The organism is Rhodoferax ferrireducens T118 (genome assembly GCF_000013605.1).
GTDB lineage: Bacteria > Pseudomonadota > Gammaproteobacteria > Burkholderiales > Burkholderiaceae_C > Rhodoferax > Rhodoferax ferrireducens.
Genome location: NC_007908.1, coordinates 929,799 through 949,507 on the forward strand (window position 1 = coordinate 929,799; position 19,709 = coordinate 949,507).

Below are 19,709 nucleotides of genomic sequence, written 5' to 3' on the forward strand. Positions count from 1 at the left end.
CATGACGCTACCAGTTCACTTTATTGCAATAAGTGAACCAACTTTGTTAGGGTATTCCATTAAACAGAATATTTCTTAAAGTTATTCCGTTTAATGGAATCATGCGGGTAAACTGTCCGTCAGATATTCCACAGGAGAGTGCATTGGAAGCCATATCCACCACCACCGGCGGCGTACCACGTGTGTTCGCCGTGATCCGGGCGCTGACAGCCGTGCAAGCAGAGGGGGCACGCGTCACCCAATTGGCGCGTGCCGTGGGCTTGACGCAGGCCACCACGCACCGTTTGCTGCGGTCGCTGGTGGCAGAAGGAATCGTCGAACAGGATGAACGCAGCAAGCTGTACCGCTTGAGCATCGAGTTCTTTGCGTTGGCTGCTCACGCGGGCAACCCGGGCAATTTGCGCACTTTGTGCCGGCCCGTGCTTCTGCGCCTGTGCGCCAGCCTGGGCGACAGCATTTTTCTGCTGGTGCGCAGCGGCTTTGATGCGGTGTGCCTGGACCGCAGCGAAGGTCCGTTCCCAATTCGTTCTTTCACCGGCGATGTGGGAGGGCGCATCGCACTCGGCGTGGGTCAGGGGGCGATGGCGATTTTGGCATTTCTACCGGAGGCCGAACGTGAAGAGGTGATCCGCTTCAACCTGTCACGAGTGCGCGAATACGGTGTATTTGATGAGGTGTACCTGCGCACCGAAATCGAGCGTGTGCGCAAGCTCGGTTACGCTGGGCGCAACACTGGTTTGCTCGAAGGTATGGCTGGTGTGGCTGTGCCGATCTGCGATCGCGAAGGCCGGGCCGTTGCTGCCCTGAGCGTCGGCACCATTGCAGACCGGCTCAATGCTGATCGCATGCCCACCGTGGTGGAGTTGCTCAAGCGCGAGGCTGCCAATATAAGCCCCAAAATCCACCCGTTTGACGCCAGCCTTCGGCGGCCCGCTCAGAGTCTGATCGGCTCGCCCGCAACACAGCGCATCCAAACCTCCGATGAAGCGGCAGGCAACAGGGGATTGGATAATTAAGCTCCACGCGCCAAGGGCTGGAAAGCGTTACAGGCTGATGAAACAACAAACCTTTGCCATGCGACGCCGACCAAACGTTCCAGAACTACCAAGCCCAATCGATGCGATGAGTTCCACAAGGCGATGGAGACCATTGTGTCGTGGAAAGCGCAGTGCGAAGTCATTGGGCCGCAGAGGCGTTGATGCGTCGGGGTTGGTGCGTGTGTGTCACCTCAGGCGCCCGCTGACGCGTCCTGCGTCTTGTCAAGTGATAGGTTGATGAAGGAGGGCTGCAACGAGCAGTCACGTCTCGAAGAATTCAAAGCGTTGGCAGGAGTGATCTCCAGTATTGGCTGGCTGTTTTTCACGCATCCGTCGACTAAAGAGCGCATCGTCGTCTTGCAGAACGGCCAGACCCAAAACCGACTGCCCTTGCCTTATGCTGAGGGCAACAGAGCGCCGGCAGCAGTCATGTCGCTGTCGCTCGCATGCGCTGACTGCGACCGGCGGCGGATGTGATGAATCTGGTCGAAATCATGACGTAACACCGCCACCACATCGCCGTCGATGGCGCCCTCAGCGACGAGCTGGTCGAGCACTGCCAGACACTGCATCCGGTCCATGCCACGGCGATAAGGGCGGTTTTCGGTGATCGCAGTGAAGATATCCGCCACCGCGATGATGCGCGAGCCGAGTGGCAGTTCGCGTGGTCGAAACGGGTAGCCCCTGCCATCAAGACGTTCATGATGCAGTGAGGCCCAGGTGTTGACCGTTTCCAGGCCGGGCACAGTCGACAGAATCCGGTGCGTGTAATAGGGATGCTGGCGGATGATGAACATTTCCTGTGGCGTCAGCCTGCCGGGCTTGTCGAGTATTTCGGTGGGCACCGCAAGTTTTCCGATGTCATGCAAGTTCCCGGCCACCCCGATCAATCGTCTCTCGGTGGGCGACATGCCAAGCCGGTGGGCCAGCTCCTCGCTCGTGGCGGCGACTCCGCTGGAATGCGCCGCCGTGAAGGGACTGCGGTAGTCAATGATTTTGCCGAATATTCTGGCCAGTTGGTAAAGACCGTCCAGATCGAGGCTGACCTTCGAACCGCCGAAACGGCGACTGATGATTTCTTCCTTGTGTCGGCTGGTCAGATCGAGCCAGAAGGACTCTTTTTCGGAAATTCCGTCAAAGGCCGCCGCCACCGCCGGCATGAACCAGCGCCCGGTTCCGGTGGCGACCGCCTGGCGGATGCCGGCCACCTGTTCCAGAACATGGCGATCGTCGTCCGGCAGAACCGCGATGCGATCCGCCAGATGCAGAATGTGGCTGGTCAGGGGCACCTGTTCTCCCTCGAATTCGCGGCCATGGCCGAAGTCCCAGTTCACGTGGTGGAAGCGGATCGCGGATGCGGCCTTGGCAAAGGGCGCAAAGTCGCGCAGCAACAGATAGCCTTCCCATCCGTGCAGGTGCAGATGGTCGGGAATCTGCCTGGTGCTAACGTGATAGCGGGTCAAAGCATCATCAAACAAGTCGAAGTGCATCGCCGACGACACGGCCGCCACATCGTGCAGCGCGCCGGCGATTAGCGCTTCCTGGATTTGCCCCTGGCCAAGGCCGAGTTCCTCGGCCAGACAGGATGCAACGTAGGCCACCCGGAGATGGTGTTCGGAAATCTTCGGGTGAAGAAAATCGATCGCTCTGGAAAAACAGAGCACCATGCTGAACAATTTGACGTCAATGTCTTTTGATGGGGTGGCTGCATTCATCTCGGCACGGCGTATTCAGGATCCATCAGGCGCTTCAGAGCGCTTCAATCGCCGGATAGAAAACCGTGTTTTCCTTTTGCATCCGTGCATGCACTATTTTGAGCACCGAGTTGGCGTCCGACCGGAAGCCTTCCGGGTCGCGCGCGACCTTTTCCGCCTGGTTCCACCGGCCGGCAAACACCATATAAGCCGATGCGATGGACCCCATCTCGTTCTGAAATTTCTGGCCCATCCTGGCCAGAACGGCGTTGTTCCCGCTGCGCAGTGCCGGATACAGTATTTGATCTTCCACGGCAAGGTGCAGCTTGATGACCGAGCTCATCGAAATGATGAGCCGGGCTATCTCTGCGGCGTTCTCGCTGACCCCGGCCTGACTGGCTTGTCGCAGGGCTGCAATGCACCCGATGATGTCAACGTGTTGCTGTTTGAATTTGTCGATGTTCATGGAAGTTCCTTTGTCAAAGTGCTGCGCCAAAACCCGGTCAATGATCAAAAAGTCGGTCTGGCATTTAAAGAAGTACTTAATATGCATCTATTAGAACATGGAAAAATCGTCAGATATGGGCGGCTGGCGTTCGTACCCGTTGGAAGCACGTTCATCAGTCGGCCGGTGTCAAGCGGGCATACAAATTCATGGCGGCGCCAGTCGCCAATTTTTCACTCTATCCCTTCCATACCTTTACAGTTGCCAACCGCATCCGTTTCTTCAATTCGTGGCTGCGACAAATCGCGCCAGACACGCAGCCAGTCGCAGGGTCTCCAACTGGCCTCCGACCTGGCCCGATTGATCGTAGGTACACTTGTAACAAAATGTGGACTTGATGCCGCGTTCAAGATCAGGCTCATCACCGACCGGTCATAGTCGGCGGTGCATCCAGCCTGAACAAGAAATATGCTTTCCCCCGTGGAGTGACGAATGCCTTTAGCCGTGAACCCGCCCAGGATTCTCATCGTCGAAGACGAAGCCATTGTCGCGCGTGACATCGAGCAGCAACTGGTGGCACTGGGCTACCAGGCCGTGGGCCGCGCCACCCGCGGCGAAGAGGCCATTCGTTTGGCGGGCCAACTGCGCCCGGATCTGGTGCTGATGGACATTCAGCTCGCGAGTGTGATGGACGGCGTCGCGGCCGCCCAGGCGATCCGCACGCAGTTTGCCCTGCCCGTGGTGTTCCTGACCGCCTTTGACGCCGACCAGATTCTGGCCCGTGCGAAACTCACTGAGCCCTTTGGCTACATCCTCAAGCCTTTCTCCGAACGAGAGCTGCGCAACGTACTGGCGATGGCGCTGTACAAGCACCAGGCAGAAGCCAAGCTGCTGACCACCACCCGCCAACTGCAAGCGCTGTCCCGGCGCGTGCTGGAGGCACAAGAGTTTGAGCGCCGCCGCGTGGCCATAGAGCTGCACGACGAACTCGGCCAGTCCCTGACAGCCATCAAAATCAACTTGCAATTGAGTGAACGTCTCCATGACGGATCATCCAGTGAACTTAACGCCGAAAACATCCGCATTGTTGAAGACGCCCTGCAACAAGTGCGACGCCTCGCAACCGGGCTGCGGCCCGCCATGCTTGATGACCTGGGGCTCAGCCCGGCCGTGCAGTGGATTGCCGAAGTAATCGCTGCCCGCAGCAACTTTACAGTCCATTTTTGCCCGGAAGACATGCCCCAGAGGCTCGCGCCCGACATCGAGACGGCATGTTTTCGCATTGTCCAGGAAGCGCTCACCAACATCTCCCGCCACGCCCAGGCAAAACGGGTCACTATCACACTGCGCCGTATGAGTAATGCCCTTTTGCTGTGCGTGCAGGACGACGGCAACGGCTTTGACCTCCATGCCATGCGGGAACGTGCCATGCTTGGGGGCAGCATTGGCGTGCTCGGCATGCAGGAGCGCGCTATGCTGATCGGTGGACAGCTTGACATTGAATCGGCCCCGGGGCTAGGCAGCATGGTGCAGTTAAGTTGCCCATGGCGCACACACCTGGAAGCGGCATGAAACCGGTTCGCGTGTTGCTGGCTGACGACCACACCCTGGTGCGCGCGGGCTTGCGCAAGTTACTCGAGTCGATGCCCGATGTCGAGGTGGTGGGCGAAGCCGCCGATGGCCTGGCGCTGCTGGCACTGGCGGCAGAACTGCAACCGCAACTGGTGATGATGGACATCGCCATGCCGGGCCTTAATGGGCTGGAGGCCACGGCCCGACTGGCCAAGGCCTGGCCCACCATCCGCGTCCTCATCCTGTCGATGCATCAAAACGAAGAATACGTGCGCCAGGCCCTGCGCAATGGCGCGGCCGCTTACCTGCTGAAGGACTGCGCGCCGCTGGAGCTCGAACTGGCCCTGAAGGCCGTGTTGCGTGGCGAGACTTACCTCAGCCCAGCGGTGTCCAAAGGCGTGGTGAGCGACTACGTGCAGCGCTTGCGCGGGGAGGCGCAGCCGGGCGCGCAGCTGACGCCGCGCCAGCGCGAGGTCTTGCAGCTCATCGCTGAAGGCCAAAGCACCAAGGAAATCGCACGCCGCCTCGATCTTGCCGTCAAGACCGTGGAGTCGCACCGCAGCCAACTCATGAAACAGCTCGACATTCATGAAGTCGCGGGCCTTGTGCGCTACGCCATGCACGTCGGCGTGGTGACGTCAGGGCTGTGAGAGGCACGTCTCTCAGGTGTTTTCCCGGCCTGACTAGGGTATCGCCCTGATTCCACTTGCCGCCGCAAACGACTATTGTGTAACTCATGCGACTGCGTCAAAATCCTCTGCCATGAGTCTGCCAGGCTCTCTCTGCGCCAACAAGGGCCGGATTCTGGTCGTGGAAGACGAAATGATCGTTGCGCGTGACATCGCGCAACAATTGGTGGCACTCGGTTATCAGGTGGTGGGCCATGCCACGCGGGGGCAAGAAGCCATTGATCTGGCCGGGGCACTGCAGCCGGAGCTGGTGTTGATGGACATTCAACTCGCTGGCGCCATGGACGGCATTGCCGCCGCCCAGGCCATCCGCCTGCAATTTTTACTTCCGGTGGTGTTTATCACCGCTTTTGCCGCCGACGAGGTACTGGCGCGTGCCAAGTTGACGGAACCGTTTGGCTACATCCTCAAACCATTCTCCGAACGCGAGCTGCGTACCGTGCTGGAGATGGCACTCTACAAGCATCAGGCCGACAGCCAGGCACGCGACGCGGCCCGGCACACGCAGGCCATTCTGGACGGTATGGTCGACGGCGTCATCACCCTCAACGCGCAGGGCCTGATAACCTCGATCAACCAGGCCGTCAGCACCCTGTTTGGTTATGCGCCCGAGGAACTCCTGGGGCACAACGTCGCGATGCTGATGCCCAGTCCCCATCGCAGCCTGCATGGCGGCTACCTGCGACGCCATCAGCACACGGGTGCGGGCTGCGCGATGGGCCAAGGGCGAGAGGTCGACGGCCAGCGCCGCGACGGCAGCGTTTTCCCCATCAGCGTGTCGGTCTCCGAACTCATGCACAACGGTCAGACTCAGTTCATCGGTCTGGTGCATGACATCACGCAACGTCGACGCAGCGAAGAAAACATCTACCGGCTGGCTTTTTACGACAAGCTCACGGGCCTGCCCAACCGGCGTTTGCTGATGGACCGCCTCAAGCAAGCGCTCATTACGTCCACCCGAACGGGTCAGCACGGCGCCCTGATCCTGCTCGATCTGGACCACTTCAAACAGATCAATGAGACGTTCGGTCTCGACGCTGGCGACGAACTGCTGCAGCAGGTGGGCCAGCGCCTGCCGACTTGCGTGCGGGACGATGACACGGTGTCGCGTTTCGGTGGCGACGAATTCATGGTGATGCTTGAAGCCCTGAGCAGCCAGCCTCAGGAGGCGGCAATTCAGGCCGAAGCCATCGCTCAAAAAATTCTCTTGGCCCTGGCGCAGCCCTACCGATTGCGCGGGCACACCCATGGCACCACACCCAGCATTGGCGTGGTTATGTTCCGGCAGGCGCAAGTCAGCTTGGACGATCTGCTCAAGATGACTGACGTCGCCATGTACCAGGCCAAAGCCGCCGGGCGCAACACTGTTCGTTTTTTCGACCCCGCCCTGCAAGCGCTGGCGCTGGCGCGCACCGCGCTGGAAGAAAACCTGCGCCGGGGCCTTGCCCTGCAGGAATTTGTGCTGCACTACCAGATTCAAGTCGACCATCAGGGCCTGCCCACCGGGGCTGAAGCGCTGCTGCGCTGGCAACACCCGGTCCGTGGCATGGTGCCGCCGGCCCAGTTCATCCCGCTGGCCGAAGAAACGGGCTTCATCCTCCCTCTGGGCCAATGGGTTCTGGAGAGCGCCTGCCGACAATTGGTGGCGTGGTCCCACCAGCGGGCAACCGGGTCTTGGACCCTGGCCGTCAATGTGAGCGCGCTGCAGTTCGCCCAGCCCGACTTTGTGGCGCATGTCACCAGCGCGCTGCAGGCCACCAGCGCCAACCCCACCTTGCTCAAGCTGGAGCTGACCGAGAGCATGCTGGTGGGTGATGTGCAGGACGTCATTACCAAAATGAACGCACTCAAAGCGCAAGGCGTGAGCTTCGCGCTCGACGACTTTGGCACCGGCTATTCGTCGCTGTCTTACCTCAAGCGCCTGCCACTGGACCAGCTCAAGATTGACCAGTCGTTTGTACGCGATCTTTTGATCAACCCCAATGATGCGGTGATCGCCCAAACCATCGTGGCGCTAGGCCACAATCTGGGACTCCAAGTGATTGCCGAGGGTGTGGAAACAGTGGGCCAGCACGACTATCTGGCCAGCATCGGCTGTGACGCCTTTCAGGGTTACTATTTCGGGCGACCGGTGCCAGCGGCAGAACTGGCTTGTCTTCTAAAACAAATCAGGCCCTAGCCCCCATCCTATCTATTTAATTTGCTATATATTAAGTAGCACAAAAAGCTCACAACCCAGCCTATGAGAAGATTCAAATTTGAGTGGAACTCGCTCAAAACGCGTGTAACGCTGCTCACATTGGGGATCTTTGTGATCAGCATCTGGTCGCTGACTTTTTACACGGGTCGTATGCTGCGCGAGGACATGCAAGGTCTGCTGGGCGAACAGCAATTCTCAACGGCCTCCCTGATAGCCGCAGAGATAGACCGAGAGGTGGCCGATCGCGTGCAGGCACTAGAGATCACGGCCAGAGAAATCACCCCAACCATAATCAACAACCCGGTGGCCTTGCAAGCATTGTTCGCACATCAGCCGCTGTTACATCATTTGTTTAATGATGGCATCGCCTCCACCGGTCCGACTGGCACGGTGATTGCCGATTATCCTCAGGTGCCAGGGCGGATTGGCGCCAATTTCATGGAGCGCGATTACATCATCGGCCCGCTCAAGAATGGCAAGGCGACGATAGGCAAGCCGGTACACAGCAAGCTCACGCAGGACCCAAGTTTTGTGATGGCGGTACCCATCAAAGATACTGCGGGACGGGTCATTGGGGTGCTGGCCGGCATCATCAACCTGAACAAGCCCAATTTTGTGACGACAAGCACAGGCGGCTATGACAGCAAGGGTGGCGACTTTTTTTTGGTGGCACCGCAGCACCAGATCGTTGTCGCCAGCTCCAACAAAAGCCGCATCTTGGCAACGTTGCCTGCCCCGGGCGTCATCCCCGCGCTCGACCGCCAGGCGCAAGGGTATGAGGGGACTCAAATCTTCGTCAATCCGCTGGGGTTTGAGGTGCTGACCTCGGCCAAGCAGATACCGTCCGCTGGCTGGTACATTGCCATCACGCTAGACACCAGAAGAGCTTTTGCCCCGATTAAGGTTATGCAGCAGAACATGCTGCTCGCGGCCTGCGTGCTGACCCTCCTCGTCACCGGACTCCTGTGGGAGATGTTGCGCCGTCAACTGACGCCATTGCTTGCCACTGCCAAGGCACTCGCCCGCATGGCCGATTCGAAGGAATTCCCGAGCGCCTTGCCGATTGCCCGACACGATGAAGTGGGCCACCTGATTGGCGGGTTCAACCAACTGCTGGTTTCATTGCACGAGCGCGATGCCGCACTGAGTGAGAGTGAGGCCCGCTTTCGCACCCTGATCGAATGGACGCCTGAAGCGGTCGCTGTGCACCGCGGTGGGAAATTGCTTTACGCCAATCCGGCAGCCCTTCATATGTTTGGCGCAACATCCAAGCAAGACCTGGTGGGAAAACCCATGCTCGAGTTTGTTCACCCGGACTATCGGCACAGTGTGGTGGAGCGGATGCAGCGCAGTTACGACAAAAACCTCCACCCGCCCATGGCGGAAGAAAAATTCCTCAAACTCGATGGCACTGTGATTGATGTGGAAGTGACGGGCATCGTGATCAATTACGATGGCCAGAGCGCCACTCAGGTGGCAATACACGACATCACCGAGCGCAAACTTGCAGAAGATCAGTTGCGCACCCTCTCACACATTGTCGAGCAGGCGCCGTTATCCATTCTTATCACTGATCTCGATGGCAACATCAAATACGCCAACCCCTGGATTACGAAGGTCACCGGCTACAGCGCTGAAGAAATCTGTGGTCAAAACCCGCGCCTTTTCAAGACTGACCAGACACCGCTCGAGGTCTATCAGGATTTGTGGCAAACCCTGCGCGCCGGGGGTGTGTGGCGCGGGGAATTTGGCAATCGCAAGAAGAACGGCGACGTGTTCGTGGAACAGGCTGTGATTGCCCCGGTGTTGGACGATGCTGGTCGCACGGCCCACTACGTTGCACTCAAAGAAGACGTCACAGAACGCAAGCGCACAGAGCGTGCCCTGCAGACCTCCTTGCAAGAAAAGGTGGCACTGCTCAACGAGGTGCATCACCGCGTCAAGAACAACTTGCAGGTCATCACCAGCCTGCTGCGTCTTGAAGCCGGGCGCAGCAGCCAGCCTGACACCAAGTCGGTGCTCACAGACATGCAGGGTCGCATCCGGTCCATGGCGCTGTTGCACGAGTCGCTGTACCGCACCGGCACGTTTGCCTCGGTGGATTTGGGCGCTTACCTCAAACAGCTCGCCAGCCAGACCTTTCGGGCGCAAAGCAGTGGCGCCGTGCGGCTGGAATTGGAACTGGCGACCGTTCAAGTCAGCATGGACCAGGCCACGCCATGCGGTTTACTGGTCAACGAGCTCATCAGTAACTGCCTCAAACACGGCTTTCCTGAGGGCCGCAGTGGTGAAATCCGCATAGAACTACATGCGATGGCAACGGCAACTGTAGCGCCAGCAACCGAGGGTGGCGCGGCGCAGTGGCTGCTGCGCGTGAGCGACACCGGCGTTGGCTTGCCAGCCGACTTTAAGGCCAGGCGCCACCAGTCACTTGGCCTGCAACTGGTGGCCGACTTGGTCCACCAGCTCGGCGGCACACTGGACATTGGGTCGGCACCTGGCGCAGTGTTTACTGTGGTGTTCACACCGGATGCGCCAAGCTCAACAATGGGTGCGGTCTGAATGGTGTTTCTGCACGCTATTGCATAGGCGCCTAAGGTGTTTCCCCGCCCTGATTAGGGTGTTGGCCTGATAGTGCGCTCGGCCTGACGCGCCTAAAGTCAACCGCATGATCAAGATCTTGCTGGTGGACGACAACCTGACCTTTCTGACTGCGGTCAAAAAGTTTCTCGCCATGCTGCCCGACGCACAAGTGATCGCCGAAGCGCATGACGGGCGGCAGGCATTGGCCCAAGCGGCCCAATGGCGGCCCGACCTGGTGTTGCTCGACATCATGATGCCTGGCTTGAATGGTCTGGAGGTTGCAAAACTGATGCAAGCCTGGCCGCAAGCTCCGCACATTGTCTTTCTATCCATGCACGACAACGCGTCTTACCGAGCGGTCGCGCATGAGTTGGGGGCGCTGGGGTTTGTCGGCAAGGCCGATTTTGTGGCTGAGTTGCTGCCGATCATTGCAAGCCTGGTGGCCACTGGCGGCGCCCATCCTACTGGAGACAGCGCATGAATCGCATGCACCACTTTTTTTATCCCTTGGCCTTGGGACTGGCTGGCGCGCTGGCCGTCCTGATGACTGGCGGCTTGGGCTGGGCCGCCATCGGTCTGGCGCTGCTGCTGGCGGTCGCAGGTCTGGCGCTTGGCTTGCGGCTGGCAGCCCAGCACACCGCCCGGGTGCAGTCGGTTGATCGCTACCTGGCAGCGCAACAACAGTTTGGCGAACGTGTGGCACCGATCTGGAGCGGCCACATTGAATCGTCACGCCAGCAGATGGAGAGCGCCGTCGCCGCGCTGTCCGAGCGCTTTGGCGGGATTGTCGACAAGCTTGATGCGGCTGTGCACACTGCCAGTCTGGAAACCGAAATCCTGGACGACGCCGACAAGGGACTGGTGGCCATGTTCGACCGCAGTGAACAAGACCTGGGCGCGGTGATCACGGCACAAAAGTCCGCCATGAGCAGCATGGTGAGCATGCTGGAGAGAGTGCAAGGTCTGGACGGCTTCATCGTGGAGCTGCAAGACATGGCCTTGGACGTGGCCAAGATCGCGCAGCAGTCCAACTTGCTGTCGCTCAATGCCGCCATTGAAGCCGCGCGCGCCGGCGACCTCGGACGAGGCTTTGCAGTGGTGGCCCAGGAGTTCCGGATGCTGTCTACGCAATCGGGCGATACCGGTCGGCGTATTGCCGAGAAGGTCAGCATTATCAGCGCTGCGATTGTTGATGCCTGCCATGTGGTGCAGGACGCAGTCAAGCAAAGGGACGGCCGGGTACGCACGACCGAGGCCACCATTGGTCGCGTGCTGAGCGAGTTCAAGGACATCACCGACACGCTCCAGCGCTCCAGCGCCCAGCTCAAGGACGAAAGCATCGGCATCAAAGCTGAGATTGGCGAGGCGCTGGTGCAACTGCAATTTCAGGACCGGGTCAGCCAGATCATGACCCAGGTCAGAAACAACATCGAGCAGCTGCCAGACTTTTTGCAGCAGCAAGCCCAGGTGCGCAGCCAGGCCGGCGAACTGCAACCTCTTGATCCGCAGGCCTTGCTCACCGAGCTGAAAGGCACTTACGTCATGGCCGATCAGCATGTGATCCATGCAGGCGGCCAAGTCGAGGCCAAGACGGACGATGAAATTACTTTTTTCTAGAGGAACATCATGGCTAAAACAATCATGATCGTGGACGACTCTTCTTCGATGCGAATGGTGGTCACCATTGCGCTCAAGGGGGCCGGTTACAACGTGCTGGAAGGCCGCGACGGCCAGGATGCGCTTGCCAAGCTCAACGGCCAGAAGGTGCACCTGATCATCAGCGACGTCAATATGCCTGTGATGGATGGCATCAGCTTTGTCAAGGCGGTCAAGCAGCTGCCCGCCTACAAATTCACGCCGATCATCATGCTCACCACGGAGTCCGAAGAGTCCAAGAAACGTGAAGGCCAGGCCGCCGGTGCCAAGGCCTGGGTGGTCAAACCGTTCAAACCCGAGCAGCTGCTGGGCGCAGTGCAAAAGCTGTGTCTGCCATAAATCAAGGGAGAACCACGTGACCTCAGAAACCAAGCCAACGAACGAGCCTTCGGTGCTGCGTATCGAGGGTGAGTTGACTATTTTCCGCGCCGCTGAGCTCAAACCCCTGCTACTCGCCGAACCGATGGCGCAGGCGATTGACCTCAGCGGCGTGACCGAGCTTGACACTGCTGGCGTGCAACTGCTGATGCTGGCCAAGAAAATGGCGCTGGCCACCCAGCGCAAGCTGAGCCTGGTAGCGCACAGCCCGGCCGTCATTGAAGTCTTTGAGCTGCTTAACCTGGCGGCCTACTTTGGCGATCCACTGGTCATGACCCAGCGCCGTGGCGGCGCGGCCACCTCTTCTACTTCCAACGCTACGGGGCGCAGTTATGAATCTTGATGACGCACTGCAGACCTTTGTCATCGAGAGCCGCGAGCTGCTTGAAGGTATGGAAGACGCGCTGCTCGCCATTGAGCAGGCCGAGGAAAAAGACGAACTGGTGAACGCCATATTTCGAACGGCGCACACCATCAAGGGTTCAGCAGGTCTGTTCGGGCTGGACCACATCGTCGCCTTCACCCATGTGGGGGAAAGCGTGCTGGATCAAGTGCGCGCTAACAAGCTCCAAATTGCCGACCAGTTGGTCGTGTTGCTGCTGTCATGCCGCGACCATATCGCCGCGCTGATCGAAGCGGTAGCGGCGGGCCAGATCGAGCCCGATGCCGAGCTGCAGCAGCAAGGCGAGCCGCTGCTGGTGCAGTTGCGCGGCTACCTGGCGCCGCCAGCGGCAACAACTCCCGCCAGCACCCAAGTCACCACCGGTATGACCCCGGGCATCGACCCGATTCAGCGCATTAACGGCAACACGGGGGTGGATCACTGGCACATCTCCTTGCGCTTTGGCCCCGATGTGCTCAAGAACGGCATGGACCCACTGTCCTTTATCGGCTACCTGCAAACGCTGGGGAAAATTTCCGGCATCGCCACCTTGCCCGATGCGATTCCGAGCGCTGACCTGATGGATCCCGAGACCTGTTACCTCGGCTTTGAAATTGCGCTACAGAGCGAAGCCGACAAGGCGACGATCGAGAACGTGTTTGAGTTTGTGCGCGATGACTGTCGCCTGCGTATTTTGCCGCCGCACAGCCTGATCGCCGACTACATCAACCTGATCAACGAGCATCCAGGCGATGTGGCGCGCGTGGGTGAAATGCTGGTGCGCTGTGGCACCCTCACCGCGCAAGAGCTCGACACTGCGCTCAACACGCAAGCTGATACCCCGGCCAAGCCGATCGGCACCATCTTGATCGAACAAGGCTCGGTGCGCCCAGAGGTGATGGACGCAGCTCTCACCAAACAAAAGCAGGTCAAGGAGCTTGGCACGGTCGAGAGTCGCTCGATCCGGGTCGATGCCGACAAGCTCGACCAGCTCATCAACCTGGTGGGAGAGCTGATCATCGTTGGCGCAGGCGTCAACCTGATCGCCGCGCGGGTCAAGATTGCCGAGTTGCAGGAGGCGACTTCCAAGCTCTCGGGCTTGGTCGAAGAGGTGCGCGACAGCGCACTGCAACTGCGCATGGTCAAGATTGGCGCCACCTTTAACCGCTTTCAGCGCGTGGTGCATGACGTGTCACGCGACTTGGGCAAAGACGTGACGCTGGTCATCAAAGGCGAAGACACTGAGCTCGACAAAACCGTGGTCGAGAAAATTGGCGATCCGCTGATGCACCTGGTTCGCAACTCGATGGATCACGGCATTGAGTCGGCTGAGGTACGTGCCCAGCGCGGCAAACCAGCCCAAGGAACGCTCACGCTGAACGCCTGTCACGATTCGGGCAGCATTGTCATCAGCGTGCAGGATGACGGTGGCGGCCTGCATCGCGAACGCATCCTGGCTAAGGCAACCGAGCGTGGGCTGGTAGAACCGGGGCATCACATGAGCGATGCCGAGGTTTATGCACTGATCTTTGAGCCCGGCTTCTCCACCGCTGAGAAGGTCAGCAACTTGTCCGGCCGCGGTGTCGGGTTGGATGTGGTGAAACGCAACATCACGGCGCTGCGCGGCACCGTCAGCATCGACAGCACAGAGGGCGTCGGCACGACGGTGACGGTGCGCTTGCCGCTCACGCTGGCCATCATCGACGGCTTTTTGGTTGAAGTGGGCAAGTCGGTGTTTGCTATTCCCTTGGACATGATCGAGGAATGCGTCGCCTATAGCGCCGAGCCGGGACACGATTACACCAACCTTCGTGGCCAGGTCCTGCCCTTCATCCGGCTGCGTGAGCTGTTCAACGTGGCCGAGCCGATCACCCGGCGCGAAAACATTGTGGTACTCAAACACGCCGGGCAAAAAGCCGGGTTAGTGGTTGACACACTGCTGGGCGAGTTCCAGACCGTCATCAAGCCGCTGGCCAAGATGTTCAACCAGGTCAAGTGCGTCAGCGGTTCCACCATTTTGGGCAGTGGCGAAGTGGCGCTGATTCTGGATGTGCCGCAGCTGGTGCAACAAGCCTCGGTCAACAACTCCAACGCAAGCGCCTGGGCTGGCTGAAGTAGCTTTTTTATTGATTTAGTTAGCGATTTTTAAGGAGTTTTGAGATGTTTTCAAATATGAAGATAGGCATGCGATTGACGCTGGGGTTCGCGATCGTGTTGCTCCTGATGGCAGCGCTGGCGGCCATGGGCATCAACGGCATGGCGAAAATTGAGGGAGAACTGGACGGCGTGATAAACGACAACATGGTCAAGATCAAACTCAGTGAGGAGATGGCGACCCAGGTGCACATCGTAACGCGCCTGATGCGAACTGCAGTGTTGCTCAAAGACCCGGCGGCGGTCGCCGGAGAGTATAAGAAAATCGCAAGCGCCCGGCAAAAATACGCCGCAGCGTTTGATTCATTGGAAAAGATGACGACCGATGAAAAAGGCAAGGCGATGATGACCAAAGTCAAGTTCCAACTGGCAGAAGCCACGCCCTTGAACGACAAGGTGATGGCGCTTGATGAAGCTGGCAAGGACGACGACGCCGTGCAATTTCTCGTTTCCGTGGCGGCTCCGGCGACCGCAAAAGTGCAAGACGTCCTGGATGAGAACGTAAACCTCTTGGAGGAGGATACCCGCCTGGATTACGCCAATGCCAAGGCGGCTTATGAGTTCGCCTTCAAGGTGATGGTGACGCTCGCCACCATGGCCTTTCTTTTCGGCGCGCTGCTAGCCTGGTTCCTGACCCGCTCCATCACCGGCCCGGTCAACAAGGCCCTGAACGTGGCCAACCGTCTGTCCGAAGGTGACCTGACGGTGCGCATTGACGCTGTCTCTAAAGATGAGACGGGCCAGATGCTGCAAGCCATGAGCAACATGATCAGCAAACTCTCGATCGTGGTGGCCGATGTCAACAGTGGCGCGCAAAACCTGGCCAGTGCTTCGGAGGAGGTGAGCGCCACAGCGCAATCCTTGTCGCAAGCCGCCAGCGAACAGGCCGCCGGTGTCGAGGAAACCAGCGCTTCGATAGAGCAAATGACCGCCAGCATTTCGCAGAATACCGAAAACGCCAAGGTGACCGACGGCATGGCCAGCCAGGCTGCCAAGCAAGCGGTAGAAGGTGGCGAATCCGTCGCTGCAACGGTAGCCGCCATGAAGCAGATTGCCAAGAAGATCGGCATCATCGACGACATCGCCTACCAGACCAACCTGCTGGCATTGAACGCGGCGATTGAAGCCGCGCGCGCCGGTGAGCACGGCAAAGGCTTTGCCGTGGTAGCGGCTGAAGTGCGCAAGTTGGCCGAACGCAGCCAGATAGCAGCACAAGAAATTGGCGAAGTCGCCAGTTCTAGCGTGGAACTGGCTGAAAAAGCCGGCAAGCTGCTCGACGAGATCGTGCCGCGCATCAAGAAAACCTCCGACCTGGTGCAGGAAATTACCGCCGCCTCTGAAGAACAGTCTTCGGGTGCCGGTCAGATCAACTCGGCCATCAGCCAACTGAACCAGACCACGCAACAAAATGCTTCTAGTTCGGAAGAGCTGGCTGCCACCTCGGAAGAAATGAGCAGTCAGGCCGAGCAGTTACAGCAAACAATGTCGTTCTTCAAGATGGAGGGCTCAAGTGCTGTGGTGCGTCGCCCAGTGGCTCACAAGCCAACATCCAGCCCAAAGTCCGCCACTAGCAAAATCGGCGGTATGGCAAAAGCCGCTGCGCTGAGCCTGTCTGGGGCTGGCGCCGACATTGACGAGAGCAAGTTCTCCAAATTCTGACAAGAGGTACGACCATGAATGCAATCGTACCGGTGGCCGCCCGGCATACCGCCGTGGCTGTGGCACAAACTCAACTTGAAGAGCAAACGCAATATCTGACCTTCATGCTCGGTGGCGAAACGTTTGCCATCGGCATTCTGGGGATCAAGGAAATCATTGAATACCACGGCCTGACCGAAGTGCCGATGATGCCGACCTGCATCCGCGGTGTCATCAATCTGCGCGGCGCGGTTGTGCCGGTGCTGGATCTGGCGGCGCGCTTTGGCAAGCAGTCCAGCGAGGTGAGCAAGAAGACATGCATCGTGATCGTGGAAGTGCAATCAGGGGAAGATCGTCACGACATGGGCGTGGTGGTGGATGCTGTCAACGCGGTGCTGGAAATACCGGCCAGCGAGATTGAGCCGCCACCGAGCTTTGGCGCCAGGATCCGCAGCGACTTTATAGAGGGCATGGGAAAAGTGGCGGGTAAGTTTGTGATTTTGCTCAATGTGAATCAGGTGCTCTCAACCGAAGAACTCGGCGCACTGGGACAGGTGGCAGGCTCGGCGGACGGAGCGTTGACCGGGAGCTGAGAGTATGGCCATGGCCAGTGACTAGCTATCAATTAAGTAGTTAATCATGCATATTGCACGGGGGCCAGATAGCTAAAAGACTTGAAGCCAGATGCAACACATGGCTTGCTGCCTTACATAGTTGAAAGCCCCCCCAACTTCGCCAACATCCAACAAGCTGAGCCACCATGCAACCCATCAGCGACAGCGAGTTTTCCCAGTTCCAGCACTTTATCTTTGAAGAGGCGGGCATCACCTTGTCCACTGCCAAAAAAGCACTGGTCACTGGGCGGCTGTCCAAACGCCTGGTACACCATCGGTTGGACAGCTTTGGCGAGTACTTTCGGTTGCTCAAATCGGGCCATCAGGCGCAGGAAGTACAGATGGCAGTGGACTTGCTCACGACCAATGAAACCTATTTTTTCCGTGAGCCCAAACATTTTGAGTTTCTGCGCAAGCAGGCGTTGGCCGCGCACAACCGGCCGCAGATGTTTCGGGTCTGGAGCGCTGCCAGCTCTAGCGGAGAAGAGGCTTACAGCATTGCCATGGTGCTGGCCGATTGCCTGGAATCGACGCCCTGGGAAGTGATGGGTAGCGACATCAGCACGCGGGTATTGGCGGGCGCCCAGCGCGCCCTCTACACCATGGAGCGAGCCCGCCACGTATCACCGGCCTATCTGCAACGCTTTTGTCTGAGGGGCCGCGATGAACACGAGGGTAGCCTGCTGGTGGACCGCCAGTTGCGCAGCCGCGTGCATTTTCGTCAGGTCAACCTAAACACCCCGCTGCCTGACTTGGGGTCCTTCGATGTTATTTTCTTGCGCAATGTGATGATTTATTTCAACGAAGAAACCAAGCGCCAAGTGGTGGCGCGTGTGGTTTCAGCCCTCAAACCAGGGGGATACTTTTGCATTGGGCACTCCGAGAGCCTGAACGACATCACGCAGGCGGTGAAGGCAATTGCCCCATCCATTTATCAAAAGCCAGCTTGACATGTCTCGCAAGAAGAAACCGATTGATATTTTTTTGCAGCCGGGCGAATATTTTGTCGCCGACGCTGGCTACCAGATTCGCACCATGCTGGGCTCGTGTGTGTCGATCACCTTGTGGCACCCAGCGACACGCCAGGGTGCAATGTCACATTTTTTGCTTCCCACACGCGGCGCGTCCAAGCCCAAACAAACGCTGGACGCACGCTATGGCGACGAGGCGCTGAAGCTGATGCTGATTGAGCTGCAGCGCCTGGGCATACCCTCGGCGCAGTGCCAGGGCAAGATATTTGGCGGCGGCAATATGTTTCCGGGCAACTTGCGCTCTGGCGCCTTGAACGTCGGGCAACGCAACGGCGAAGCAGCGCTGACCTTGTTGCGTGAACACGGGATTCCCGTCATGTCCGAGAGCCTGTTTGGCATTGGCCACCGACAAATCGTTTTTGATGTCAGCAATGGCGATGTCTGGTCGCACCAGGTCATGCCCATCGGGACCGACTCCGGGGATAAAGGAGATTTACTGTGAGTCGTATCAAAGTGATGGTGGTGGACGACTCGGCCGTTGTGCGCCAGGTGGTGGCAGGCTTGCTCGCCGACGACCCCGCTATTGAAGTGATAGCCGCCGTGGCCGACCCCATTTTGGCCATCGCCCGCATGAAGGTGCAGTGGCCGGACGTGTTTGTGCTCGACATTGAGATGCCCCGCATGGACGGCATCACTTTTCTGAAGAAAATCATGGCCGAGCGGCCCACACCAGTGGTAATTTGCTCAACCCTGACCGAAAAAGGCGCGCAGACCTCCATGGCAGCGCTCTCGGCAGGCGCGGTCGCCATCATCACCAAGCCCAAACTTGGACTGAAACAATTTTTGGTGGATGCGTCAGACGACCTGATTAGCGCTGTCAAGGCTGCCGCCCGCGCCAATGTGAAAAGGCTGCAGGTGGTCGAAAAGCTGACGGCAGATGCCATCTTGCCGGCCAGTGACAGGCACGACGCCATGCTCCAGACCACCGAACGTGTTGTGGCTTTAGGCACTTCCACCGGCGGCACGCAGGCGCTGGAAGTTGTACTGACGGCTTTGCCCCGCGTGACACCCGGCATTGTGATCGTGCAGCACATGCCGGAGAAATTTACCGCCGAGTTTGCCAATCGGCTCAATGGTCTGTGCCAGATCACGGTGAGGGAAGCCAAAAACAACGACCGTGTAGTGCCAGGGCGCGCGCTGATCGCGCCCGGCGGCAAGCACATGCTGCTGCGACGCAACGGCGCGCAGTATTCGGTAGAAGTGTTGGACGGCCCGCTGGTGAACCGGCATCGGCCATCGGTCGATGTGCTGTTCCGCTCCGTGGCCAGATGCGCTGGCGCCAACGCTTTAGGCGTGATCATGACCGGTATGGGCGATGATGGCGCCGCCGGTCTGGCTGAAATGCGCAAAGCCGGTGCCCGCACGCTGGCGCAGGACGAAGAAAGCTGTGTCGTCTATGGCATGCCCAAAGAGGCAGTCAAGCGCGGCGGCGTCGAGCGCAGCGTGCCGCTGGGGGCCATTGCACGCGAGATCATGGCGCAGATGGCAGGATGACCCACGCGCCAACTTGGCAGTGGTTCAGGGCACTGGCGCTGCGATTCGGCCTGAATACATGTGCCGTTCCCACCTGAAAGCCGGTTAGTAAGTCGAGATATTGCCGGGCTGGGGAGCGCCGCCGGGCATCACGCATTGTTTC

General features: G+C 58.9%; 18 protein-coding genes. 16 read left to right on the plus strand and 2 right to left on the minus strand.

Annotation, left to right across the window (positions count from 1 at the left end; genetic code table 11):
* Positions 1 to 101 precede the first annotated feature (101 nt).
* The gene (locus tag RFER_RS04430) at positions 102 to 1,016 is read left to right on the plus strand and encodes an IclR family transcriptional regulator (protein ID WP_011463211.1); all 915 of its coding nucleotides are present in this window, start codon (positions 102 to 104) and stop codon (positions 1,014 to 1,016) included.
* 416 nt (positions 1,017 to 1,432) lie between these two features.
* On the opposite strand, the gene RFER_RS04435 is transcribed toward RFER_RS04430, so the two are convergent.
* Both RFER_RS04435 and RFER_RS04440 read right to left on the minus strand, forming a co-directional pair.
* Entirely contained in the window at positions 1,433 to 2,752 is a 1,320-nt protein-coding gene (locus RFER_RS04435) for an HD-GYP domain-containing protein (RefSeq protein ID WP_011463212.1), read from the minus strand.
* Between the two features lie 34 nt (positions 2,753 to 2,786).
* On the minus strand, positions 2,787 to 3,197 hold the full coding sequence (locus RFER_RS04440; protein WP_041791477.1) for a hemerythrin domain-containing protein: 411 nt from the start codon (positions 3,195 to 3,197) through the stop codon (positions 2,787 to 2,789).
* Here RFER_RS04440 and RFER_RS23930 point away from each other — a divergent pair.
* The 15 genes from RFER_RS23930 to RFER_RS04510 all read left to right on the plus strand — a co-directional run bounded on the left by RFER_RS23930 (position 3,168) and on the right by RFER_RS04510 (position 19,567).
* Positions 3,168 to 3,614 carry a hypothetical protein gene (locus RFER_RS23930; protein WP_166485656.1) on the plus strand — a complete coding sequence of 149 codons (447 nt, stop codon included), beginning with the start codon at positions 3,168 to 3,170 and terminating at the stop codon, positions 3,612 to 3,614. The genes RFER_RS04440 and RFER_RS23930 overlap by 30 nt on opposite strands.
* 54 nt (positions 3,615 to 3,668) lie before the next feature.
* Positions 3,669 to 4,748 carry a response regulator gene (locus tag RFER_RS22885; protein WP_011463214.1) on the plus strand — a complete coding sequence of 360 codons (1,080 nt, stop codon included), beginning with the start codon at positions 3,669 to 3,671 and terminating at the stop codon, positions 4,746 to 4,748.
* The gene (locus RFER_RS04450; protein ID WP_011463215.1) at positions 4,745 to 5,398 is read left to right on the plus strand and encodes a response regulator; all 654 of its coding nucleotides are present in this window, start codon (positions 4,745 to 4,747) and stop codon (positions 5,396 to 5,398) included. The genes RFER_RS22885 and RFER_RS04450 overlap by 4 nt, the downstream gene beginning before the upstream one ends.
* Before the next feature lie 112 nt (positions 5,399 to 5,510).
* Positions 5,511 to 7,616 carry a putative bifunctional diguanylate cyclase/phosphodiesterase gene (locus RFER_RS04455; RefSeq protein WP_011463216.1) on the plus strand — a complete coding sequence of 702 codons (2,106 nt, stop codon included), beginning with the start codon at positions 5,511 to 5,513 and terminating at the stop codon, positions 7,614 to 7,616.
* Between the two features lie 63 nt (positions 7,617 to 7,679).
* A complete protein-coding gene (locus tag RFER_RS22890) occupies positions 7,680 to 10,199 on the plus strand; it encodes a PAS domain S-box protein (protein ID WP_011463217.1) in 2,520 nt (839 codons plus the stop codon).
* A gap of 106 nt (positions 10,200 to 10,305) precedes the next feature.
* Positions 10,306 to 10,701: a response regulator gene (locus RFER_RS04465; RefSeq protein WP_011463218.1), complete on the plus strand. Its 396-nt coding sequence runs from the start codon at positions 10,306 to 10,308 to the stop codon at positions 10,699 to 10,701.
* Positions 10,698 to 11,837 (plus strand): methyl-accepting chemotaxis protein, encoded by a 1,140-nt coding sequence (locus RFER_RS04470; protein WP_011463219.1) that lies wholly within the window; start codon positions 10,698 to 10,700, stop codon positions 11,835 to 11,837. The genes RFER_RS04465 and RFER_RS04470 overlap by 4 nt, the downstream gene beginning before the upstream one ends.
* Positions 11,838 to 11,846: 9 nt before the next feature.
* On the plus strand, positions 11,847 to 12,215 hold the full coding sequence (locus RFER_RS04475; protein WP_011463220.1) for a response regulator: 369 nt from the start codon (positions 11,847 to 11,849) through the stop codon (positions 12,213 to 12,215).
* A gap of 16 nt (positions 12,216 to 12,231) precedes the next feature.
* Complete coding sequence (locus RFER_RS04480; RefSeq protein WP_011463221.1) at positions 12,232 to 12,597, plus strand: STAS domain-containing protein; 366 nt, start codon at positions 12,232 to 12,234, stop codon at positions 12,595 to 12,597.
* Entirely contained in the window at positions 12,587 to 14,749 is a 2,163-nt protein-coding gene (locus tag RFER_RS04485) for a chemotaxis protein CheA (RefSeq protein ID WP_011463222.1), read from the plus strand. Before RFER_RS04480 ends, RFER_RS04485 begins: the two co-directional genes overlap by 11 nt.
* A gap of 47 nt (positions 14,750 to 14,796) precedes the next feature.
* A complete protein-coding gene (locus RFER_RS04490) occupies positions 14,797 to 16,449 on the plus strand; it encodes a methyl-accepting chemotaxis protein (protein ID WP_011463223.1) in 1,653 nt (550 codons plus the stop codon).
* Positions 16,450 to 16,463: 14 nt separating this feature from the next.
* On the plus strand, positions 16,464 to 17,021 hold the full coding sequence (locus tag RFER_RS04495) for a chemotaxis protein CheW (RefSeq protein WP_011463224.1): 558 nt from the start codon (positions 16,464 to 16,466) through the stop codon (positions 17,019 to 17,021).
* A 167-nt stretch (positions 17,022 to 17,188) separates the two neighbouring features.
* The gene (locus tag RFER_RS04500; protein ID WP_011463225.1) at positions 17,189 to 17,992 is read left to right on the plus strand and encodes a CheR family methyltransferase; all 804 of its coding nucleotides are present in this window, start codon (positions 17,189 to 17,191) and stop codon (positions 17,990 to 17,992) included.
* Between the two features lies 1 nt (position 17,993).
* Entirely contained in the window at positions 17,994 to 18,515 is a 522-nt protein-coding gene (locus RFER_RS04505) for a chemotaxis protein CheD (protein ID WP_011463226.1), read from the plus strand.
* Entirely contained in the window at positions 18,512 to 19,567 is a 1,056-nt protein-coding gene (locus RFER_RS04510; protein WP_011463227.1) for a protein-glutamate methylesterase/protein-glutamine glutaminase, read from the plus strand. The genes RFER_RS04505 and RFER_RS04510 overlap by 4 nt, the downstream gene beginning before the upstream one ends.
* The last annotated feature ends 142 nt before the right edge of the window (positions 19,568 to 19,709 follow it).